The 24,130-nt window shown below is 37.2% G+C and carries 17 protein-coding genes; 3 read left to right on the forward strand and 14 right to left on the reverse strand.

Annotated elements, in window-relative coordinates; translation table 11 throughout:
- From ACB104_RS02130 to tilS, 11 genes are all read right to left on the reverse strand, one after another.
- Complete coding sequence (locus ACB104_RS02130; protein ID WP_370476629.1) at window positions 1-585, reverse strand: DUF4202 domain-containing protein; 585 nt, start codon at window positions 583-585, stop codon at window positions 1-3.
- An 11-nt stretch (window positions 586-596) separates the two neighbouring features.
- Complete coding sequence (nirD, locus tag ACB104_RS02135) at window positions 597-974, reverse strand: nitrite reductase small subunit NirD (protein ID WP_370476630.1); 378 nt, start codon at window positions 972-974, stop codon at window positions 597-599.
- A 54-nt stretch (window positions 975-1,028) separates the two neighbouring features.
- Entirely contained in the window at window positions 1,029-3,551 is a 2,523-nt protein-coding gene (nirB, locus tag ACB104_RS02140; RefSeq protein WP_370476631.1) for a nitrite reductase large subunit NirB, read from the reverse strand.
- A 158-nt stretch (window positions 3,552-3,709) separates the two neighbouring features.
- The gene (locus tag ACB104_RS02145) at window positions 3,710-6,007 is read right to left on the reverse strand and encodes an FdhF/YdeP family oxidoreductase (RefSeq protein WP_370476632.1); all 2,298 of its coding nucleotides are present in this window, start codon (window positions 6,005-6,007) and stop codon (window positions 3,710-3,712) included.
- A 1-nt stretch (window position 6,008) separates the two neighbouring features.
- The gene (locus ACB104_RS02150; RefSeq protein ID WP_370476633.1) at window positions 6,009-6,629 is read right to left on the reverse strand and encodes a nucleotidyltransferase family protein; all 621 of its coding nucleotides are present in this window, start codon (window positions 6,627-6,629) and stop codon (window positions 6,009-6,011) included.
- 7 nt (window positions 6,630-6,636) lie between these two features.
- Window positions 6,637-7,656 (reverse strand): XdhC family protein, encoded by a 1,020-nt coding sequence (locus ACB104_RS02155; protein ID WP_370476634.1) that lies wholly within the window; start codon window positions 7,654-7,656, stop codon window positions 6,637-6,639.
- Between the two features lie 28 nt (window positions 7,657-7,684).
- Entirely contained in the window at window positions 7,685-9,877 is a 2,193-nt protein-coding gene (locus tag ACB104_RS02160) for a molybdopterin cofactor-binding domain-containing protein (protein ID WP_370476635.1), read from the reverse strand.
- A gap of 11 nt (window positions 9,878-9,888) precedes the next feature.
- Window positions 9,889-10,344 carry a (2Fe-2S)-binding protein gene (locus ACB104_RS02165; protein WP_370476636.1) on the reverse strand — a complete coding sequence of 152 codons (456 nt, stop codon included), beginning with the start codon at window positions 10,342-10,344 and terminating at the stop codon, window positions 9,889-9,891.
- Between the two features lie 73 nt (window positions 10,345-10,417).
- Window positions 10,418-11,377 (reverse strand): YheT family hydrolase, encoded by a 960-nt coding sequence (locus tag ACB104_RS02170; RefSeq protein WP_370476637.1) that lies wholly within the window; start codon window positions 11,375-11,377, stop codon window positions 10,418-10,420.
- Between the two features lie 2 nt (window positions 11,378-11,379).
- Window positions 11,380-12,999 carry an adenine deaminase gene (ade, locus tag ACB104_RS02175; protein ID WP_370476638.1) on the reverse strand — a complete coding sequence of 540 codons (1,620 nt, stop codon included), beginning with the start codon at window positions 12,997-12,999 and terminating at the stop codon, window positions 11,380-11,382.
- On the reverse strand, window positions 12,996-14,318 hold the full coding sequence (tilS, locus tag ACB104_RS02180; RefSeq protein WP_370476639.1) for a tRNA lysidine(34) synthetase TilS: 1,323 nt from the start codon (window positions 14,316-14,318) through the stop codon (window positions 12,996-12,998). Before tilS ends, ade begins: the two co-directional genes overlap by 4 nt.
- 124 nt (window positions 14,319-14,442) lie before the next feature.
- Between tilS and ACB104_RS02185 the strand changes: the two genes are divergently transcribed.
- Window positions 14,443-15,135: a hypothetical protein gene (locus ACB104_RS02185; RefSeq protein WP_370476640.1), complete on the forward strand. Its 693-nt coding sequence runs from the start codon at window positions 14,443-14,445 to the stop codon at window positions 15,133-15,135.
- On the opposite strand, the gene ACB104_RS02190 is transcribed toward ACB104_RS02185, so the two are convergent.
- Window positions 15,132-16,424, reverse strand: a complete 1,293-nt coding sequence (locus tag ACB104_RS02190) for an anthranilate synthase component I family protein (RefSeq protein WP_370476641.1) — start codon at window positions 16,422-16,424, stop codon at window positions 15,132-15,134. The genes ACB104_RS02185 and ACB104_RS02190 overlap by 4 nt on opposite strands.
- An 80-nt stretch (window positions 16,425-16,504) precedes the next feature.
- Here ACB104_RS02190 and ACB104_RS02195 point away from each other — a divergent pair, with 80 nt between their 5' ends.
- Both ACB104_RS02195 and ACB104_RS02200 read left to right on the forward strand, forming a co-directional pair.
- Window positions 16,505-17,395, forward strand: a complete 891-nt coding sequence (locus ACB104_RS02195) for an aldose 1-epimerase family protein (RefSeq protein WP_370476642.1) — start codon at window positions 16,505-16,507, stop codon at window positions 17,393-17,395.
- 41 nt (window positions 17,396-17,436) lie between these two features.
- Window positions 17,437-18,789, forward strand: a complete 1,353-nt coding sequence (locus tag ACB104_RS02200) for a DEAD/DEAH box helicase (protein WP_370476643.1) — start codon at window positions 17,437-17,439, stop codon at window positions 18,787-18,789.
- Window positions 18,790-19,083: 294 nt separating this feature from the next.
- Here the strand turns inward: ACB104_RS02200 and ACB104_RS02205 are convergent, their stop codons facing one another.
- Window positions 19,084-20,958: a S8 family serine peptidase gene (locus ACB104_RS02205; RefSeq protein ID WP_370476644.1), complete on the reverse strand. Its 1,875-nt coding sequence runs from the start codon at window positions 20,956-20,958 to the stop codon at window positions 19,084-19,086.
- A gap of 320 nt (window positions 20,959-21,278) precedes the next feature.
- Window positions 21,279-23,903, reverse strand: coding sequence for an MGH1-like glycoside hydrolase domain-containing protein (locus ACB104_RS02210; protein ID WP_370476645.1), 2,625 nt, complete (start codon window positions 23,901-23,903; stop codon window positions 21,279-21,281).
- Between the last annotated feature and the right edge of the window lie 227 nt (window positions 23,904-24,130).

Consider the following 24,130-nt stretch of genomic DNA (forward strand, 5'->3'; position numbering starts at 1 on the left):
TTAAGAGATAGCTTTTTTTACAAGGGCCAAGCTTTTATCTGAGAACGGAAGCTTTAATGCTTCCTCATGACCTTTGTCGGACATTTTTACCCATGTTTTCTTCAGAATATCTATGATTTTATCGTCATCGTGCTTTTCGGCAAACTCTTCAAAATAATAATCTAAAAACACCAAACAAATGGTGTCTTCCAAAGTTTGGGTTTCTTCGTTCTTTTTAATGAGTTTTTTATTGATTAAAAATGAAACACGGTCAATAAAAATATCATCATAGCCCACCCTTTTCAATATTTCTTCAGTTAACTTGGCATGCATTTTTTTTAATGTTTCTCGCCACTTCAAATAACCAACCCTATCCATCGGATACTCGTCCCGAGGTATTTTCCATCTACAAATATGTTGGGCTCGAGCAGCAATCTGCAATGCTTTCGAGGCATTGGGTTCAAATTGCAAAAGCTTCCTTGTCATGCGCTGTGAATAAAGAAGCTCTTTCGGGTATTTTATACCGAAAACATCATATGTATTCGTGTCTTCACTGTTTTTTTCGTCTATTAATGCAATTGCCGTTTCAAATCTGGTTGGCTTCATCATTTCATTTTTTAATCTGAAAAGCCAATATACACATTTCCCTCATCAATCTTTACAGGATAAGTTGCAATTTTTAAGTCATCACCTCCTAAATTGCTGCCGTCTTCTAACGAAAAATTCTTTTTATGCATGGGGCATGCCACCTTTGGAATACCATCTTTATCGCCAATCATGCCCAATGATAAAACCATTTCCATTTTATGAGGGCACAGGTTCTGCGTAGCATACCATTTGCCGGTTCGTGTAAAATTATAAACCGCTATTTGTTTGGTTTTATACTTAATACAAGCACCACTATTTTCTGGAAAATCTGAAGTTAAACCGACCTTAAACCAAGTTTTTACTTGTTCTTCAGTTACTGATTTGTATTGTTCTAAAATATCTTGCATTACTTTTAATTTTTTTTCAAAATCGTTTCAATTCAAACCCATGGCTAGGCTTTTTTAACTCCATGCTTTAGGCATTTTTTGGTCGCGCATTGGCACGAATACAAGGTTATCGTCGGTATCATCTGAGTTTACAAAATGCTTGAATCGCTTCATCATTTCAGGGTTTTCAATGGCCTGTTTCCATTCACACTCATATTTGTTTACAAGGCCTTGCATTTCTTTTTCCAATTCTTCAGCGATACCCAAAGAATCTTCAATAACTACTTGTTTTAAATATTCGATGCCACCTTCCAACTTTTCCAACCACGGAGCGGTTCTCACTAATGGTCCTGCGGTTCTAAGATAGAACATTAAAAATCTATCTAAATATTTTATGGCAGTTTTATCGTCCAACTGTTCCGCAAACAAAAGGGCATGTTTTGGTGTTGCTCCACCATTTCCACAGACATATAAATTCCACCCACCTTCAACGGCTATGAGTCCAAAATCCTTACCTCTAGCCTCGGCACACTCCCTAATACAGCCCGAAACACCACCTTTTAATTTATGTGGTGAACGCAATCCTTTATACCTGTTTTCAATCTCGATAGCGAAAGTTACACTTTCGTGCATACCATATCGACACCATGTTGAACCCACACAACTTTTAACCGTACGTAATGACTTTCCGTAAGCGTGGCCACTTTCAAAACCTGCATCAATCAATTCTTTCCATATTAATGGCAATTCATGGATTTGCGCTCCAAACAAATCGATTCGCTGACCACCCGTAATTTTTGTATATAGATCGTATTTTTTGGCAACTTCCCCCAAAACAATTAATTGCTGTGGTGTAATTTCACCACCAGCGACTCTGGGCACCACGGAATAGGTGCCGTTTCGCTGGATATTTGCTAAAAATCTGTCGTTGGTATCTTGAATAGTCGGCTGTCTATTTGCGGTTTCCATGGTTATGGTTGCAAAAATAGAAGCTAGAGCTGGCTTACAAACCTCGCATCCATGCCCCTCGCCAAACAAATTCAATGCCTCTTCGTAATTGGTAACTTTATTTACTTTTATTAAATCGTAAAGCTCTTGACGATTAAAGCTGAAATGCTCACAAAGCACTTCCTTAACTTCTTTTCCTAGTGATTTTAGGGTTTCATTCACCAAATCAACTACCATAGGTTTACAACCACCGCAACCTGTTGTGGCTTTGGTTTTCGCTACAACATCCCCTAAATTGGTGCAATCACCCTCAGTGATGGAACAACAAATAGATCCTTTGGTAACGCTCTCACAGGAACATACCTGAGCTACATCTGGAATATCCAACACACTGCCAAAAGATGAGCCTCCCTCACCTCTAGAACCAATGATTAATTCTTCGGCATCTTCAGGGATTGGCAGTCCATTTAAATATATTTGATGGAACATATTATAATCACTGGCATCACCAATTAATATTCCGCCAAGTAATTTTTTTCCATCATGACTAACATTGATTCGTTTATATAAATTTTTGGTTTTATTCTCAAAAATTATAGAGTAACCCTTTTCGACAGGCATAAACGGTTCGCCATAGCTGGCAACATCAACTCCAATCAACTTGAGTTTTGTAGACATGTCTATATCTTCTTGCATCAACACATCTGTTTTGCCTAAAATTTGGTTTACGGCAACCTCTGCCATATCGTAACCTGGTGCAACCAAACCATAAATCATTTGGTTATATAAGGCTACTTCACCAATGGCATAAATTTCTGGGTCTGATGTTTGCATCCTGTTGTTTACAACTATCCCTCCGCGTTTGCCCATTTCTAATCCACAAGTTTTACCCAGTTCATCTCTAGGCCTTATACCAGCTGAAACAACTAACATCTCAACATCAATCTTGTCGTACTCACCAAACTCCATACCAGTTATGGCATCTTCATCTCCCAATATCTTGTTGGTCGCTTTTGACAAATGCACATGAATACCCATAGATTCAATTTTCTCCATGAGCACTTTACTACCGCGAGTATCCAATTGGCGCGGCATTAATTTAGGAGCAAACTCCACAACGTGGGCCTCAAGCCCCATGTCCATCACAGCCTTTGCAGCTTCCAAACCTAAAAGGCCACCACCCAAAACAGCAGCTTTTACTTTATCTGTTCTTCCTTGTTGAATTTTATCAGCATAATCCAACATGCCTTGAAGATCCTCTATAGTTCGGTAAACAAAAACGCCTTTTTTCTCAATCCCTTTAATATTAGGAACAAAAGGAGACGAACCCGTAGCTAGAACTAAGTAGTCATATTTATAATTGATGTCCTTTGAGGAGGTTATTTTTTTTGAAGATCTATGAATATCTGTGATACGCTCATTAGTTATCAATTCAATGCCATTTTCTTCATACCATTCACGGGGAGCCATTTCCAAAGCTTTGGCATCCTTATTTTCAAAGAATTCACTTAAATGAACACGATCGTAAGCCGGCCGTGGTTCTTCACCAAAAACGATAATCTTAAACGCTTCACTTCCAGGTTTTTCAACAAATTTCTCACAGAATTTGTAGCCAACCATACCGTTTCCAACTACAATGATTTTTTGCATATCTACGTATTTATTTAGCAAATCTAAGTATTAATACTTAATTATAATGTTTTTTTCTAAATAATTTTACGTAGAACCCCAATTATTACCAATTTCTCAAATAGAAATACAAATAATTGCTTATTAATAAAAGAATAGGATTTGATTTTATGGAAACATTAAACTTTTTCAACCGTGATTTTCACACTTTTCGAAGCTGGGGTTTTGGCTGTATGCGCAAAACTATCAAGTGGCACAAGCACATTGGTTTCTGGAAAGTAAGTGGCGCAACAGCCTTTTGGAATATTATACCCAACAACCTTGAAGTTATTAGCTGTTCGGATTACGCCATCGAACTCTGATTTTAGATTTACAATAGTTTGGTCTTTCAATCCTCTTTCAGCCATATCATACAAATTCATAAAAATAATGCGCCGTTCATTAAAAATTCCACGATATCTGTCATTTAGACCATAAATAGTCGTATTGAATTGGTCATGGCTACGTATGGTCATCATCATCAATTCATCTTCCTTTAATTTCCACTGGGGCAATTTATTTATGGAAAAATTTGCTTTTCCGGTCGACGTATTGAATGTTCTAACTCGTGCTCCATTGGGCAAATAAAAACCAGCAGGTTGTTTAATTCTGGTATTGTAATCCTCAAAACCAGCAACTACCTCAGCAATATCATCGCGAACCAAATTATAGTCATCTTTATATTTTTCCCATTTAACTTTGGAATGTTTACCTAAAGTAGCTTGTGCAATACCACAGACTACGGTCACTTCGCTTAACAAATCTTTTGAACAAGGTTGTAAAACGCCTTTAGTTGACGAAACAATACCCATGGAATTTTCCACACTTTGTATCTGGACACCAGTTTTTTGATAATCTATTTCCGTTCGTCCTAAACAAGGCAAAATAAGGGCTTCTTTACCGGTTACTAAATGCGAACGGTTAAGTTTTGTGCTTACATGTACCGTTAAATTACAGTTTGCCATGGCTTGAGCAGAATATTCAGTATCTGGAACCGCTGAAATGAAATTACCACCCAAACCAAAAAACACCCTCGCCTTCTTTTCATACATGGCCTTAATGGCATCTATGACAGAATAGCCATGTTTAGCCGTTGGCTTAAAATCATATTTTACTTCAATTTTATCTAAAAAAGCCTGTGGAGCCGACTCCCAAATACCAACAGTTCTATCACCTTGTACGTTGGAATGCCCACGAACCGGGCAGGTACCAGCACCCTCTTTGCCAATACTTCCTTTCAACAGCAGTAAATTGACCAATTCGCGAATATTATCAACTGCATTTTCATGTTGTGTTAAGCCCATAGCCCAACAACAAATGATTTTATTGTTATTCAAAATCAAGTCAAAAACAGCCTCAAAAATATCCTTGGATACACCAGAAGCCTTCAAACAATCCTCAAAATTATACGTCTTTAAATCTGAAGTAAAAGCATCGAAACCAAGGGTGTATGTTTCAATAAATGCCTTATCAAAGACATTTCCGGCAGAGTCTTCCTTTTCCAAAAGTTTTAACAATAAAGCTTTAATAAATGCAACATCTCCGTTAATAGTTAAAGGAACATGAACATCGGCTAATGCTGTACCACCTCCTGTTAATAGTTTTAATGGATTTTGTGGATTGGTAAACCTTATCAGGCCAGCTTCTTCTAGTGGATTGATGGCTATAATTTTTCCTCCATTCTTTTTACATTTTTCTAAAGCCGTGAGCATTCTTGGATGATTCGTGCCTGGGTTCTGACCAATGACCATGATGACTTCCGCGTTGTATAAATCGTCTAACGTTACTGAACCCTTTCCAATGCCCAAAGTTTCAGATAAAGCCTTACCGCTAGCCTCATGGCACATATTGGAGCAATCCGGTAAATTGGACGTACCGAACTCACGAACAAATAGTTGGTACAAAAACGCAGCCTCGTTGGTTGTTCTACCTGATGTATAAAACACAGCTTCGTCCGGATGTGTTAAAGCGTTTAGATGTTTACCAACCTTTTTAAAAGCATCTTCCCATGAAATGGGCTTATAATGGGTGTCCCCTTCTGCCAAAAACATAGGCTCTGCCAATCTACCCGATTTACCAATTTCAAAATCCGTCCAAATTGCTAATTCTTCTACAGAATGTTTGGCGAAAAAATCGGCACCAATGGTTTTATTTTGAGCTTCCTCGGCAATAGCCTTTATACCATTTTCGCAATATTCACCAAGAGAAGACCGTTCGTCATCGGGGTCGGGCCAAGCACAACCTGGACAATCAAAACCTCCTTTTTGGTTTATTTTTCCCGACAATTTAAGTGCATCAGCAGTATTCATGTATTTTGAAACATGATTAAATGCCGACTTAACACCACCAAAACCAGCACTATCTGTTGCTGGTTTGGTTATTTTTAAATTTGAAAAATGTTCAGGAGTTTTGGCTTTTTCTGAAGGTGATTGGCTCATTTTATTCTTCAAAAGTTTTGTTTAAAAGCTTGTTGTAATCTTCAATTGTGTCTAAATCTACATTTTTTTTTGAAGGTTTTATGGCTCTGACCAAAGATTGGTTCTCTTTAATTAACAATTTCGCCCCGTCATCTCCCTTTAATTTAGACAATGCCCCTAGATAAATTCGGTCGAATACAACAGGTACGCCATACTTTCCATTTTCATAATCCGTTGCGATGATTTGACTTTTATTGGGTTCAAATTTTTGAATCAATTCATTGAGAAAATCAAATGTTATTGTAGGTTGATCTGCCAACATAAAAAGAACACCTTCAATTTTTAAATTGCTTTTCAACAAATAATTTGCAGCAAAGGAAATTGATGAACCCAACCCCTGCTTCCACTCCTCATTTACCAAAATTTTAACAGACTCTTGTTCAATACTTTTCTCAATGGTTATGTAATGGGCACCAAGCACGACAAAAACATCTTTTACTCCAGAATTTAAAGCAGCGTTTATAGTATGTCCCATAAGTGTTGTATCGCCCCATTTTAATAATTGTTTCAGCCTTCCCATTCTGTTTGATGCTCCAGCCGCTAAAACAACTATAGGAATATTTGCTTTATTAGTATCCGACAAGCTTGAACTATTTTGAGTGAATCTTTCCAGTTTTTTTACTTAAAGAAATTGGAGCGCGATGACGAGAATATGCCAATATCTCTGAAATAATTGAAACAGCAATTTCTTGTGGTGTTTCAGATCCAATATCAAGACCTGCAGGCCCATGAATGCTATCTAAAAATCCATAATCGACATCGGGGCAATATTCTAAAAATTGGGATATTAAATCATCCCTTCGCTTTGTTGGGCCAAGTAAACCAATGTAAGTTGGTTTGGTATTTTGCAATGCAACCAAAAATCTCAAATCATTTGCAAAATTATGCGTCATTAAAACTACCGCTGTTTGATTATCTATATTTTTAATATCCAAATTTTCAGGAGATGAGGAAATGAAATGGTTAGCTCCTGGAAAATTATCAATGGATTTTGTTTCTGATGCACCTGAAACAACGGTGATCTCCCATCCGGTTAAAGCCCCATATTTACAAAGCTGGACGGCGTCATGTTCCGCACCAATAATAATCAGTTTAAAACATGGTGGCATGGTCTGTTTAAATTTCGGAAGTTTTACGGTTTCTAATTTCATTTCTTTGTCAGAAACCGAGAACAGTTTATCATTAATTTTTACATGCGTACCTATATTAGGATGTATGCCTTCTTCCCTTTTATAGAATGAAAGCAACTCAAAAGGTTCTCGATTTTCTAAACAATTAAAAAAAAACGAAGTAAATTTCTCATCAGGTTGAAAAAACTCTAACAATATGTAAAGTACACCCTCACAGCCCAAGCGATAACGGCCATCATAAGTCATTATTTTGGCATTTCCGGTCTTAAAAACAGATTCAGATTGCAATAAAACCTCCTTTTCCACACAGCCACCACTAACGGCACCAACCATATTCCCGTTTTCTAAAACTAGCATCCTCACACCTGGTCGCCTGTAGGACGAGCCGTCCAAATCTACTACTGATGCCAAAACCGTTTTAATTCCTTTGTTGTTCGCCAATGAAGCCTGTTGGACTATGCTTTTAAATTCGTGTGTCATTAAAAAACTGTTATTAAATTCTGAGCTGTTAGCCTAAAACTTTCTGACTTGATATAAATGGTTGGTGATAATAGCGCTGTCCAGTAGCTTGATAAAGCGCATTGGCCAATGCTCCTACAGCTGGTGGCAATCCAGGCTCACCCAATCCCGTTGGTGCAATATCATTTTCCACAAAAAACACTTCTATCTCTTCAGGTGCCTGTGAATGGCGAATTAATTGATATCTATCAAAATTATTTTGAACAGGTGCTCCGTTTTCAAAAGTCAGCTGGCTGTACATGGCATGACCAATGCCATCAATAACACCGCCTTGAATCATATTTATAGCCGCGTCAGGGTTTACAACAATACCACAATCTACAGCACACCAAACTTTTTTAACTTTTGGTTGATTATCGACCATAACAACATCTACAACTTCTGCAACATAAGAGTTATGGCAAAAATAAGCAGCCACACCTCTGTGCACACCGGACTCACTTACACCCCAGTTAGATTTTTCTTTAACCAATTTTAGCACACCGGCATAACGTTCAGCATCATAATCATTTTTCTCCCCAACAGGTTTTTTTATGGCTCGATCAAACAACTCTAATCGGAATTCAATAGGGTCTTTGCCCGCCAATTCAGCTACTTCGTCTAAAAACGACTGTTCTGCGGCAGCAGCAAAATGTGATCTTGGAGCACGCCAAGCCCCAGTAGTAATATTAGTGTCACTTCTTTTTGAAGCAGCCTGATAATTCTCTACAGTACCTGCTGGAAATCGATTTTGAAATACAGCAGGTGATGGCAAGCCGGTTCCCTTAACAGAAAAGGCAATCAAATTGTTGTTTTCATCCAAACCGGCCTTATAAGTTGATAAATAGGCTGGACGATAAACTCCCTTGGTCATATCATCTTCTCTAGTATAAATAAGTTTTACCGGGGCCCCTATTTTTTTTGAAATAGCCGCAGCTTCAATGCCAAAGTCGGCATAAAGCCTCCTACCAAACCCACCTCCAATTCTGGTCATATTAACGTCTATGTTTTCAATTGGCAAATCAATTAATCTAGAAACTGCATTTTCCAAGCCTCTTGGAGATTGCGTCGGGCCTATTAGTTCTACGGAATCGTCAGTGACATGGGCAAAGAAATTCATTGGTTCCATCGTGTTATGAGCCAAAAACGGAGAACTGTAAGTACGTTCAATAACTTTTGCCGCTTTACCAAAAGCGGCACCTGGGTCACCATCCTTTCTGTTTATTTCAACTTTGTTTGACGCCAAAACTTCTTCCATTCGGGCCATATGTGTTTCAGAATTTTCCAATTCACTAAACACTTCCCAATTGGCCTTTAAAGCCTTTTTAGCCTTCATAAGCTGCCACGTAGAATCCCCAACAATGGCAATATGTTGGTAATAGCCTTGTCGGTCAGAATTACCCGAATCATCAATTGAAGTATCTATAACAAACGCATCGCTCACACCTGGCATGCTTTTTATTTCCTCTTCATTGAAACTCTTGATTTTCATGCCAAAAGCCGGTGCATGTTCAATCATGGCCAATTTCATGCCTTCTCTTTTAAAATCTAAACCAAATTCGGATTTTCCGGTCACTATTTTTAAACCATCAACATTTTTTTTGCTGTGCCCGATTATCTTAAAGTCTTTAATGTCCTTCAATTCAATTTCCTCGGGAACTTCAATACCAACAGCTTTTGAAGCTATATCACCATAACCAATGGTTCTTTCTCCATTCTTTTCCTTTATAATTCCTTCCGCCACTGTTAAATCTTCAACTGAAACTTGCCATTCCTTTGCAGCTGCTTCCAGCAACATTCTTCTTCCTGTTGCTCCTGCCATGCGCAAGGCATCCCAACCTCTTCTGATGGATTGGCTTCCTCCTGCAAATTGGTTATTATAGAACCCAATATTTAGAGGAGCTTGTTCCACAACTACATTTTTCCAATCAACATCCAATTCTTCAGCAACAATCATGGGCATTGAAGTTCTTACATTTTGACCAATTTCTGGGTTAGGGGAATAAACGGTTACTAATCCTGTATCTCCAATTTTTATATATCCATTAATTTCGAACCATTCATTGGGTATCGCTAATACTTCATCCTTAACTTCGGGCTTGCATGCTAAAAGCCAATTAAACCCAATGAGCATCCCTCCACCCGCGGCTGCAGAGATTTTCAAAAACGAACGACGATTATATTGTGTTTTTATTTTTGTCATGATTTATGGATTTAAATTTTGGATGCCGTTTTTATTGCTTGTTTAATTCTTGTATATGTTCCACACCTGCAAATATTACCATGCATAGCTCCGTCAATGTCTTCATCAGTAGGGTTTGGCGTATGCTTTAAAAGTGCTGCCGCACTCATTATTTGTCCACTTTGGCAATAGCCACATTGAGGTACATCGTGTTCCAACCATGCTTTTTGAACAGGATGGTCACCTTCCTCGGACAAGCCTTCAATTGTGGTGATGTTCATTCCAGAAGCTTGTGAAACCTGAAGCATGCAGCTTCGAAATGCATTTCCATCAACATGGATAGTACATGCGCCACATTGACCAATACCACATCCATATTTGGTGCCCATCAAATTAAGTTGGTCTCTTAAAACCCATAAAATTGGTGAGTCTGGGTCGGCTTCTACAGAAAATGATTTGTTGTTGATTTTTAAATTGAATAATGCCATAATTTTATCAGAATTGGATTTCCTTTAAAATTACGAAAAAGATTCCTCAGTCTATTTTATTCCAGTTTTTTAACTATTTTTTAAGACCGAGCACAAAGTCCAATGCTCTGCGTTCATTGTAATACACGTTCTTTTTATCAATAAACCCGGCATGCCCACCATGCTTTGGCATTTCCAAATATACGTTAGCGTTATTCTTTGCTTCTTTCACTGGGTAACATTCGTGTGAAAGAAAAGAATCATTCAACGCATTGATAATCAAAGTTGGTGTTTTGATATTGGGAAGAAATTGCAAACTACTGCACTGGCTATAATAATCGTCAGCATTTTTAAATCCATGGGCTTTGGCCGTGTAAACATTATCAAAATCGTTCAAGGTTTTTATAGATTTTAGGTCAGAAACTGTTAATTGATTTGGAAATCGTTGATGCTTCAATTCAATTTTTTTGACCAAATGCCTTAAAAATCTATCGTGGTATAACTTATTTTTAAACGTATGTAATTCTCTGGCCGAACCTGCCAAAAAACACGGTACAGAAACAGCAATAGCAGCTTTTACTTCATTTGGAACATCCCGTTCACCCAAATATTTCAAAATAATATTGGCTCCTAAGCTAATCCCCTTCAAATAAATATCAGAATAGCCTTTTTGGGAAAAGGCATGATAAATTACCTCAACCAAATCGCATGTAAAACCAGAATGGTAGCTGCTAAATTTCAAGTTATCCATGCCACTACATCCTCTAAAATTGACACAGACAGCATCAGCACCGTTTTCATTGAAAAGCTTAGCAGGTGCCGTCATATAGGGTCGTTGCCCATTGCCTTCCAATCCGTGTAAAAGAATAATGAGTTTATTGCCCTTTTCTTTGGAATAACTCCAATCCAAGTCTAAAAAATCCCCATCGCTCAAGGTGATGCGCTCTCGTTCTTGCTTTAAAGTAACTTTTCTAACCAAACCAGAATAAACTGTGGAAACGAAGCCTCTTTTGAAGAAAATTGGTGGTTTATAAGTGCTTTCAACAATGGGCATGCTTAAACTTCTAAGGAGGTAAATTGAAATGTTTTTCCGTTGAATAGGCCTTTATCACTCAATTTTAATGATGGTATGACCAGCAAGGCCATAAAAGACAAAGTCATGTATGGCGATTGAAGAGTACTGCCCAATATTTTTGCCATTTTGTCAAGTTCCGCATAAGCTTTGGCAACGCTTTCTCCATCTTTATCGCTTATTATTCCAGCTACCGGAAGCGCAAGAATTTTTTCTTCGGTATTGGAGACTACACAAATGCCCCCTTTATGTTCAATAATTAAATTGACGGCTTGGCATATGGCTTCATCTGAAACGCCAACGGCAATGATGTTATGCGAATCATGACCAACAGAGGAAGCAATAGCTCCATGCTTTAATCCAAAGTTTTTGATAAATGCCATAGCCGGTTTTGTGTTTTGGTAACGATTTACCACAGTCATTTTCAAAATATCACTATCTGTATTTGATACAAGATTTCCGTTGTCAATTTTAGCCTTATGAACAATTTCGTTGGTCACTAACTGTCCTTCCAAAGCTTCAATCACACGGATTTTATTGGACTTTGATTTCACTTTAAAATCTGAAACTTCCTTTTTGTCGCAATTGAAATTATTTAAACTTTTAACAGCAACCGGTTTTATTTTGGATACCTCATTATCAAAAACCAATTCGCCATTTACATAGGTTTGTAGTGTATTGAAATGGATCAAATCCTCAACAACAATACAATCGGCTGCACCTCCAACTTGCAGCAAACCAACCTCCAAATTATAATGCTTAACAGGGTTGACACAAGCCATTTGCAATACTTTATATACATCAATCCCTTTCGAAATAGCTCTCGCACATAATTGGTTAATATGCCCAACCAACAAATCGTCTGGGTGTTTATCATCGCTGCAAAACATCATGCTTTCAAAATACTCGGGCGCTAAACCAATAAGAGCTTCAAAATTTTTGGCGGCGCTACCTTCTCTGATTAAAATCTTCATGCCTTTTTGGAGCTTTTCCAATGCTTCGTCATGGTTAAAGCACTCGTGATCGGTTGAAATTCCGGCATTGATATATTTTGTAATATCCTCACCCAATAATCCCGGCGCATGGCCATCAATGGGCTTACCAAAATGTTTGGCCCATTTTATTTTTTGCATCACTTCAGCATCATCAAAAAGAACACCTGGGTAGTTCATCATTTCCGCTAAATACTTGATATCTGAGTTTTCAAGAAGCGTTTTAATAGCATTAGAATCAATTGTAGCTCCTGCCGACTCAAAAGTGGTTGCTGGAACACAAGATGGTGCACCAAAATTGAACTTAAATGGTACCCGCTTTCCATTTTCAATCATGAAATTTACGCCTTTAACCCCAAGAACATTAGCGATTTCATGGGGGTCTGAAACCGTCGCCACAGTACCGTGTTTTACTGCCAAGCGAGCAAATTCACTAGGCACTAGCATGGAACTTTCAATGTGGATATGAGCATCAACAAAACCTGGCATGATGTAATTTTCAACATCATTTTCCTTTTCTTCTATGGAAAAAACCTTACCATTTCTAAAAGTGACTTCACCTTTAAAAATCCGTTTGTTATGTATGTCTACTATCTTGCCTTTTAGTTTCAATGCTTGTTTAATTCAATTTTTAGAATGTTTTTAGTGTTCTCGGTCAACCTAAATCTATGATCAGCACGACTACCAATAACCCAAACAATATTATTGCCAGAACAGAGCAGCCATGCATTTTCTTTATCCAACAAAGAGAACTTTTCATCTTTAAAATACTTACTAAGCTTTTTCTTCTTACCATCCATGCCCAATGGAAAAAACACATCGCCTTCTTGTTTCTTTCTTATTTCTAAAGGAAACTTTAGTAAGTCTTTATCAACGTAAATGATATTTGATGTGTTATCTGAAGGTATATCTGTTGCTGTCAATAACAATGTTCCAAAAGGCGTTTCAGCTTTATTGGCTCCTTCTTCTACCAAAATTTCGACAGAAGAGTCTTCTTCCATAATGGGACTCAACAATAAATATTCTCTGTCTTTAATCAAGCGCCAACCATTTGATTGAATAAATTTGCCTGGCTGGGCATCCAATAAATCAGCTATATTTTCCCATTCAGTAAATCCATTCTCATTAAGAAGTCTATACAAATAAGCTTTCGGATTTGACTGCTTTTTTATCAAAGAAATATCCATTTGAAAACCAGTTGGTGTTAATTTAATTACACCATCTCTAATTAAATCTGAAATCTTATCTTCAATTATATCTTTTGAATCTTTTAAATTATCTATTGTAGTTTGAAAACTCTGTAGTAAACTCGGGTTTATTTCCTTTAAAATAGGCACTACCTCGTGGCGCAATTTATTACGCAAATATTTCACCGATTTATTGCTGCTGTCATCACGCCACTTTATTTTATTTTCTTTGGCGTATTTATGGATATAATGACTTGAAAATGGTAACAGAGGACGCACAAATTTTCCATTAATTGATGGGATTCCTGTTAGGCCTTCCAAACCTGTCCCTCGTGTAAAGTTTATTAAAAAGGTTTCCAGATTATCATCGGCATGATGTGCGGTTAAAATGTAATCGAACTTTAATTGTTCCGCCAGTTCTTCAAACCAATCATAGCGCAATTCGCGGGCCGCCATTTGAACGGAACGCTTATTATCCTTGGCATATTTTTCGGTATCAAAACGTTGTACAAAAACTTCCAAGTTTAGACCGTCAGCCAATTCCACTACAAAATCTTCATCAGCATCACTTTCCTTTCCACGCAAATTGAAATTACAATGTGCCAAAGCCACATCCAAATTCAACTTATGGCACAAATGGGCTAAAACCACGCTATCTATTCCACCAGAAACAGCAATGAGCAAACGGCTTTCTTTTAAAAAGCCGAGCTGGTTATCAATGTGGTTCTTTAATTTGTTCAACATGCTTTCAAATATACAACTTTGAGCATTTAAAAGACACCTCTGCCACTATTTGAAATGACAATTATCATTTAAAATGATGCATAAATTTCGTAACTTTAGAATATTAACTTTAATACATGTTGTCATGAGCTCTATAGAAGAATTAAACGACAAGGCCAACCAAGTTGCATTCAACAAAAAGGTGGTTTCAATAACCCAACATTTGCAGGCTTACGTAAAACACAGGTTGTACATTGCAGAATCTACGGGCATCATCCCAAAAAACATGTATTCTTCCAATGATTTTATTGACGAAGCCATTGCCAAATACTACGAAAATGGCTTTAACGTGGATAACGATACGGGAGTTATAAAACTTAAGCTCTTCAAAATTGTTGATGCCGAACTAGATGAACTTTTTAGAAAAGAGGCTTTTCATAAAGACACTATGAGCACCCATACCATTTTAACCGATGAACTGGATGCCCTTGATGAAAAGTTCACCGTAGATGAAGATTTTGATTTCATCATGAACGATGAGCTAAACGATATTTCTTACAAGCAAGAAAACAAGCAAAAGCATCTTTTCTTGTATGACGACAACAATACTTCTGTAGTGGATGCCTTTGAAATAAAGGATTTAAGTTCTACACATAACAGAAAACTATTGGGCAAAATCTACACTTGGTTACCATTGGGCGTTTCAAATATTGTGGATTTATCGGTGTTTGGCAAACTGACCATTGATGAAATTGCCAAAATAAAAAATATTGAAGCCAAGCGTGTAGAGCGTGTTTTGGGAATTGCCGTAAAGTCTTTTAAAAATTATTTGGATTAGTTTTCCAAAACCGTTCTCATGGCCTTGGCCTTCACCAAGCACTCTTCGTATTCCCGAAGCGGGTCGCTCTTAACGGTTATAGCACCACCAACGGAATATGACACATATTTTTTGGTTTGGTTGTAAAGAATACTCCTTATAACCACATTAAAATCAAAATTCCCTTCTGGGGTAAAATAGCCAATGGCTCCGGAATAAACGCCTCTTTTTGTTTCTTCTTGTTCCTCCGCAATGTTCATTGCCGAAATTTTAGGTGCGCCAGTCATACTTCCCATGGGGAATGTACTCTTAATGATATCAACCGGATGGGTCGTGCTGTCCACCTCCGATGAAACCGTGGAAATCATCTGGTGAACTTGGTCAAACGTATAAATTTTGCACAATTCCTCAACCTTCACACTGCCTTTCAATGCCGTTTTTGAAAGGTCGTTGCGAACCAAATCCACAATCATAACGTTTTCGCTTCTCTCTTTTTTATCTTTCGAAAGATTCAATTTTAACCTATTATCTTCATCAGGGTTATCTGAGCGCTTTGCCGTACCCTTAATAGGCTGAGAAATGACGGTGTTACCTTCCTTTTTCAAATAGCGCTCCGGAGATGAGCACAATATATATTTGTCTTTCGTTTTAATAAACGCAGCAAATGGCGGTTTGGAAATATCGTTTAGTTTCTGGTAAGTCTCAAAAGCGTTTATCACGGTATTCTCGGCATAGAACTCCTGACAAAAATTCGTCTCGTAAATATCCCCCCGTCGAATATGCCCCAAAATGGCATTTACTTTATCGAAATATTCATCTTTATGAATACGTAATTTTATTTTGATGTCGCTAGCCACCTTCCCACGCTGGAGCTGCACGCTTTGATTAATGGCCAATAAATCGTCATTCAATTCATTGGCAACAAAATTCAAATACTGTATTTCAACTTCATTCCCCTTAAATAAAAAGAGTTTTTTTGGCTGGAAGAAAAATAAATCTGGAAAGCCAAGTCCATCAAAATTCTTGGATTCAAGCGCCTCGATATCGTTCTTTAAATCGTAAGTTAAATAGCCAAAAATCCAATCATTGATATACGTTTGGTATTCCTTTAATTTTGCAAAGGCATTATGAAAATCGGTCTGAATACTCGTAAAGGCATCAACGGCAAGAATAGCATCATAAGTTGAGTGATTCTGATGGTAGTTATTGGAATCTAACCAAACGACATCCTCAAATTGCTGACTCCAAATTAGCGCTTTCTTCTTAAACGCTTGGCCGTCTTTCAGTTTATGGATGTGTGTTTTTCTCAATCCGTTGGTTTATGCTGTAAATTTAGAAAGAATACTGAAAACATCGCAAGTTTTGTATCTTTAAGATTAAATATAAGTTTATGCTCTCACTAGAAAACAACCTCCTAAAAATTGCCGTAAAAAAAACAGGTGCAGAACTGTGTCAAATAACTTCTGCAAAGTATAACACGGAGTTTATGTGGGATGCCAACCCAAATGTTTGGAGCAGCCATGCACCCAACCTTTTCCCTATTATTTGCACGTTAAAAAACGATACTTATATAGTTGAAAAACAAAGTTATAAACTACCAAAACATGGTTTGATTAGAAATAACACCGATATTACTTTGCATAATCTTTCGGAAGACAGCTTAACATTAAAACTTGCGTACAACGAAAAGACTTTGAACATCTATCCCTTTAAGTTGGAATTTTACATGTCATACACACTGAAAGATTCCACCATTATTATTAACCAAACCGTGAAAAATAAAGATTCCAAAACCATATATTACTCCGTTGGTGGCCATCCTGCTTTTAAATGTCCCGTTTATGACGATGAAGATTACACCGATTATTTTTTGAAATTTGAACACGCCGAAAACTCCAAAAGACACCTTATAAATATGGAAAACGGTTTGATTTCATCCAGAAAGAAACCCGTTTTCAACAACAGTAAAATTTTGCCTTTAACACATGATATGTTTGAAGAAGACGCCTTAATTTTTAAGGATTTAAAATCAAGAAAAGTAACCTTAAAAAGCAAAAAATATGGTGCCCTTTTATCGGTTTCTTATGAAGACTTTCCGTATTTGGGCATTTGGGCAAAACCCAATGGCAATTATGTTTGCATTGAACCTTGGTTGGGCATTGCTGACCATGAAAACACCAATCAAGACTTTAAAACTAAAGAAGGTATTTTAAGTTTAGCGCCAAACAAATACGCCACAGCAACTTACAGTATTGAAATACATAACAGCCATTTAGTGTAAAATAATTTTTAAATGTAACTTTGCCAGCTAAATAGCACCACGTGACATTTCAAAACCTCAATTTAAATACCCCATTATATAACGCCTTAGACGATTTAGGCTTCACCTCGCCAACTCCTGTACAGGAGCAATCCTTTAACGTTGTAGCCTCCGGAAAAGATGTGGTTGGTATTGCGCAAACAGGTACGGGCAAAACCTTTGCCTACATGTTACCCATTTTAAGGGATTTGAAATTTTCAAAGCAAGATAACCCCCGCGTACTTGTTTTGGTGCCCACACGTGAATTGGTCATTCAAGTAGTTGAAGAAATTGAAAAACTTTCAAAATACATCAACAATAGGGTTTTAGGGGTTTACGGCGGTACCAACATTAATACCCAAAAACAAGACGTTGCCCAAGGTTTGGACATTATTATTGCCACTCCTGGCCGACTTTATGATTTGGCAGTTAGTAGGGCTTTGCAATTAAAGTCCATTCAAAAATTGGTAATTGACGAAGTGGATGTGATGCTCGATTTGGGATTCCGACACCAGCTCATCAATATTTTTGATATCCTCCCACAGAAACGACAAAACATTATGTTTTCGGCAACCATGACCCATGATGTGGATTTACTGATTAATGATTTTTTCATTAATCCAGAGCGTGTTTCCATTGCGGTTTCGGGTACGCCTTTGGAGAATATTGAGCAATCAAGATACGATGTTCCCAATTTCTACACTAAGGTGAATTTATTGGTGCATCTATTAAACGATGTCGAAACGTTTCATAAAGTTCTAGTTTTTGTGGCTTTCAAGCGCATGGCGGACCGTTTATTTGAAAAGCTCGATGAATATTTTAAGGAGGAACTTTGTGTTATCCATTCCAATAAAACCCAAAACTATAGACTGAGAAGTATCGAACAATTTAAAAAGGGTGAAAACCGAATTTTGGTGGCTACCGATGTCATGGCACGCGGTTTGGATATTGATAATGTAAGCCACGTCATTAATTTTGACACACCTGAATATCCTGAAAACTACATGCATCGTATCGGCAGAACCGGACGCGCCGAACGCAAAGGTGTTGCCATTACATTTTCAACTGAAAAAGAACAAGAACACCTTCAAAATATTGAAGGGTTGATGCAAATGGAAATTCCTCTAATTGATTTTCCAGAAATGGTAGATATTTCAACAGAGCTTATTCCAGAAGAGCGCCCTGAAATTAAAGAGCGCAACAACCCAACCAAGCGAAAAGACGAAGACGAACCTGGACCGGCCTTTCATGAAAAGAAAGCAAAAAACCAAAAGGTGAATTTAGGCGGTTCCTACCGAAGGGAAATAGCCAAAAAATACAAAAAGCCAAAAGCCAGAGGGGATAAAAACTATAATAAGCGAAATAAACGTAAGTAATTGGAAGGGGTTTTGCCATTGCTATTATTTTAATGCTATAAATTCATTATCTCGATTATTTTTGCACTATTTTGATTCATGCCTCCGCAGGAATCCAACCTTAATTGAATTATTCTTTAACCATTTCCATATCAAATTAACGATTAAAGCCATCCATCCAATTCAATAGGAAGTGACTATATATTTACTGATATCACCATCAAAAAACACATAAATTATAGCTATTTTACCCACCTTTCAAATAGCATTTGCCATACTCTACCCTTTATTTGTTATATAATTTTTAAATCCATTCTAATTTAAAGCTAGTTCAATTGCATTTCTCGGATGTATTAAAAGCACTCTTTCGTCCTCCTCTGATTTTGTGCTGGTATTAATAATTATTTCAATCACTTGCTCGGGATTAAGTTTAGGATTAACCGCCAATATTTTGCCAGCCAAATTAGCTACATTTGGCGAGGCCATTGAGGTTCCAGAAAAGGCAACTCGGTCTCCACCTGGGACATAACTTTCTACCTCGTAACCGTTTGCATACACATCCACGCTTTTACCTTCGGTAGTAAAACTTGTTTTTTTACCTTCAATATCTACGGCACCTACTGTAATTAAATTTGGTAAATTAAGGCTTGATGGATAATTAGCAGAAAAATCGACATCATCGTTTGAATTACCGGCCGCACAAACAAATAATATTTCCTCTGCAGATTGCAATGCCTTTTTAAAGGAGTTATAAAGTGTTGTGAAATAGGTTTTTGCAAGTGCTTTTCTTTCCTGATCATCTTTACCAATTCCGTTGAGCTCCAAGACTGAAACAGTGCCTTCGTAACTGTTATGCCAACTCATATTAACAACGCGTACTTTTTTATCTTTCAAGTATCCCACTATTTCGCCAAAGGATTTTACCTTATTAGCAATAATTTCCTCATTGGGAGGGCTTGGAATGCTCTTATAGTTAAATGTAATCCTTGCCGACATTATCTTAGCCATTTCATTTCCAGCTTCTGCTATTCCGGCCACGTGTGTTCCATGGGCATAATTACTATATAGAGATAAGGTTTCAATAAACCCTTTGACATCTTCTGATTTTAATTGAGTTAAATAATTCTTTAGGTTTGAAGCTTCCTTTGAATTAATGTTAGATCTCAAATCCATAAAACCTTTTAAGAACTGCTGGTAAGTAAGTTTATCCTTTAAGTTATTAGCCATTGGTTCAAGATAATTGGGGTCTTTGAGCCCTTCCATATTGTGTGCAATTCCATAGACATCGTCAATAAAGCCATTTCCATCCGAATCTTTACCATCAAATTTTTCCTTGTCGTTCTTCCATTGTTTCTTTTTGGGTAGTATCGGTGTATCGACACCAGAATCCCAAATGCCTATTATAACATTTGAATATTTTGGGTTCTCCTTAATCTCAATTTCTCTCTCTTTCCAAATATTATGTTTTTCTACTTTGGCTTCATTCTCCTCAAGTATCATTCTATAAGCTTGGTGAAATGCTTCTTTATAGGGAATAAAATAGTTTAGAGTATAATACATGTTAATTAACCCGTTAACCAAATTTCCAGGTACTTCTCCTTGATTATTATCGAGTGCAGGTTGAATTTGACTTTTAATAAGTCCCAACAAAATATTTTCTCCCATAATCTCAATTCGCCCTTTTGCAGCCTCAATATCTTCCTGGATCACTACAAAATCTGCGGCATGTAACTTGTCTTCCAAAGATTTGGTTATATGAGTATTAATTATATTAGGTTCCATGGTGTTATATTGAACCACAGCATTGATAAATGCTTCTGTTGAAATTCCTAATGTGATTTTCTGGGATGCTTTATCAGCCAATTTTCTTTCAATCTTAATATACTCAATGGCCTTATTATAATCACCTTCAAGAATACTTATATTCCTTAATTTACCGTAATAACCTCTAAGAGTGGCATTTTCCTTTATGTCGTATTTTCCCAAATCAGCCAACAAGTCATTTTTAATCATGGCCGCTAGATCCATGATGTTTTCTTTATTTTTTACAATGGCTAAAGCATCCTTGTTTTCAAGTACATAAGAATGTTTTGGTAAGTCTTCCGCTTTTGTAACAACTATTTTGTCCTGGGCATTGACAAAACGTAAAGATGAAATTAACATTACTGATAAAATGACGTAGTTTTTCATGATACTTCTATTTTATGTTTTAGTTAGCACAAGTTTTTAAAATTTCCAAACTTATTTTACTCGTTAAAACGCCTAGATATGTAGTTGTTTTAAATATTTTATATCAGATGATATTGAAACCGCTTTGGGGAGATAGGCCAAGTTAGGTATTAATAAAGGAAAAAACAAATAATCAGAATTTACATTAAAGCCATGAATACCATTAAACAAACAGCCTAAAAAACGGACACCTGCCTACCGTATGTAGCCAGTCAGGTACACAAGAATTATAAATGCCTGTTTTCAAAAAGAAAGTTTAAATAACCTAAATTCTTTATTACTTAAGCCTCGTCCATTTCCATAATTAAATTGGCAATCAAAGCTGTCCAACCTGTTTGGTGGGATGCCCCTAAACCTTTACCTGTGTCGCCATCAAAAAACTCATAGAACAAATGAAGGTTTTTAAAGTGTTCCTCTTTGGTGAACATGTGGTTAGGGTCGTCCGAATGATACTGGAATTTCCCGTCAGAATTAGCTTCAAAAAGTTTTATAAGTCGTTTTGTCAACTCATTGGCAATTTGTTTCAGGTTTAGTTTTTTTCCCGAACCTGTTGGGAATTCATATTGATAGGTTGGTCCATAAAACTTATAATACTTGCGCAGAGATTGAATAATCATATAGTTTAACGGCATCCAAATTGGTCCACGCCAGTTCGAGTTTCCGCCAAACATGTTTGAACGGCTTTCGCCTGGTTCATATTGAATTTGGTGGTGACCATGGTGCTGAAATACAAACGGATGTTTTTCATGGTATTTAGACAATGAACGAATGCCATAATCTGAAAGAAATTCATTTTCATCAAGCAGACGTATCAACAGATGCTCCAATCTAAAGGCTCGCATAATTGAAAACAAATAGTTGCCCTCTTCATTGGTGTTATCCAAATTTGAAATTAAAGACGCCAAATCGGGTCGTGTTCTTATAATTTCGTTTGCTCTTATTCTAAATTCCTTAAGCTCCTCAAAAAGGTTTTTGTGCATGATTTCAACAGCGAACATAGGTATAACACCCACTAATGATCGCACTCTAAGGCGATTGGTTGCACCGCTTGACATTTCAACAACATCGTAATAAAAATTATCCTCGTCATCCCAAAGTGAAATATCTTTTTTCCCAATATGGTGCATGGCCCAAGCAATGTTTAAGAAATGCCTAAAGAACTTGGCCGCCGCTTCTTCATAAATTTTGTTGGTTTTTGAAAGTTCCAGTGACATGCGCAACATATTCAAGGCAAACATGGCCATCCAACTAGTGGCATCAGATTGCTGCATTCTCGTGATACCAGATGGCATATGGTTGCGGTCAAAAACACCAATGTTGTCCAAACCTAAAAATCCCCCTTCAAAAAGATCAGTACCACTTTTATCCTTTTGGTTTACCCACCAAGTAAAGTTGAGTAATAATTTTTGAAAAGCTGTCTCTAAAAATTTGGTATCTCCCTTGCCTCTATATTCTTTGTCTTTATCGTAAACATGCCAAACAGCCCATGAGTGCACGGGAGGATTTACATCACTAAAATTCCATTCATAAGCTGGAATTTGTCCGTTGGGGTGCATATAGTTTTCCTTTAAAACAAGTAGTAGCTGCTCTTTAGCAAAATACGGATCCACCTCAACAAACGATGCCATATGAAACGCCAAATCCCATGCAGCATACCATGGGTATTCCCATTTATCAGGCATGGAAATAATGTGCCTATTGGTAAGGTGTTGCCAATTATAGTTTCGCATATTATAGCGATTTGGTTTGGCTTCGCCCGGGCCTCCAAAAAGCCATTTAAACACATCGTTATAATAAAACTGTTTTGTCCAGAGCAACCCTGCAAATGCATCCTTTGCAATAGCGCGGTGGACTTCCGGAGTATCCTTGTTAATTGTTTCGTTGTAAAACTCTTCGCATTCTTTCATGCGCTGTTGGAACACAGTATCAAAACCAGCCCAAGGATCTTGAAGTTTGGTTTTGGTTAGACGTACTTTAATCGTCTTTTCTTCCCCTGGCTTCAATTTCATTTTATGCCAAACTGCAAATTTAGAGCCATTCAATTCTGGGTTTACCGTTTGCTTTTTTTTACTCACAACTCGGTCGTTTATCCCATCTTTTACATATTTGGTGTCATTTGGGATATTATAAATGCGCTTGTTGTTTGTTTCGTTTTCACAAAATAGTTGTTTGCCCTTTTCATGATATAAATAATATCTACCATTTCGGGTGCTTCTGGACATGACACTTGTTTTTGAAGTGGACTTCATGTTTGGGCGTGTATGCCGTTTATTGTGTTTCCAGAAATTGCGAAACCACAGATGAGGCAGCACATGTATTTTAGCTTTTTTCTTGCCACGGTTTACCACCGTGATTTTCATGAGAATGTCATTTACATCGGCCTTAGCGTACTCAATAAAACAGTCGAAATAGGCATTATCCTTAAAACACCCAGTATCGAGCAATTCATATTCGGGTTCATGCCTACCTCTTTGATTACCATGAACCAAATCGCCATAAGGAAATTCATTTTGAGTATACTTATAGAGGAATTTACAATACGAATGCGTAGGCGACGATACCTGATGGAAATAAAGTTCTTTCACGTCTTCACCATGATTGCCTTGATTGTTTGTCAACCCAAACAATCGCTCCTTTAAAATAGCATCCTTTCCGTTCCAAAAAGCGGGTGCCAAACACATGATTTCGCGCGAATCGCAAAAACCAGCAATCCCTTCCTCTCCCCATCTGTAGGCATTACTCCTAGCTTTTTCATGATCTATAAATTCCCACGACGTACCATGCTCACTGTAATCTTCACGTACGGTTCCCCATTGTCTGTCAGCCAAATATGGCCCCCATTTTTTCCAGTATTTATAAGTATCGGATACCGCCAACCGCTCTACCTCAGCACCTTTTTGAAACATATTTTACAAGAATTAAGTTTTCAAAATTAATTGTTGAATAACTAAACTTAAAAGACAATTTCAAAAGCTATTCTGAATAAAAATAAGATATTTTTAGACGATTTTTTAATTGCCCAAAAAGTATTGTCTAATTGTCTTTATTAAAGGTGAAATTTTAAAATTTTTCAAAAAAAGATGCTCTAAAATGAAGAAGTTGCAGTGAAAAACATGCCAATATATATTTCGCC

The sequence above is a fragment of the Tamlana flava genome, from assembly GCF_041287255.1.
GTDB lineage: Bacteria > Bacteroidota > Bacteroidia > Flavobacteriales > Flavobacteriaceae > Tamlana > Tamlana flava.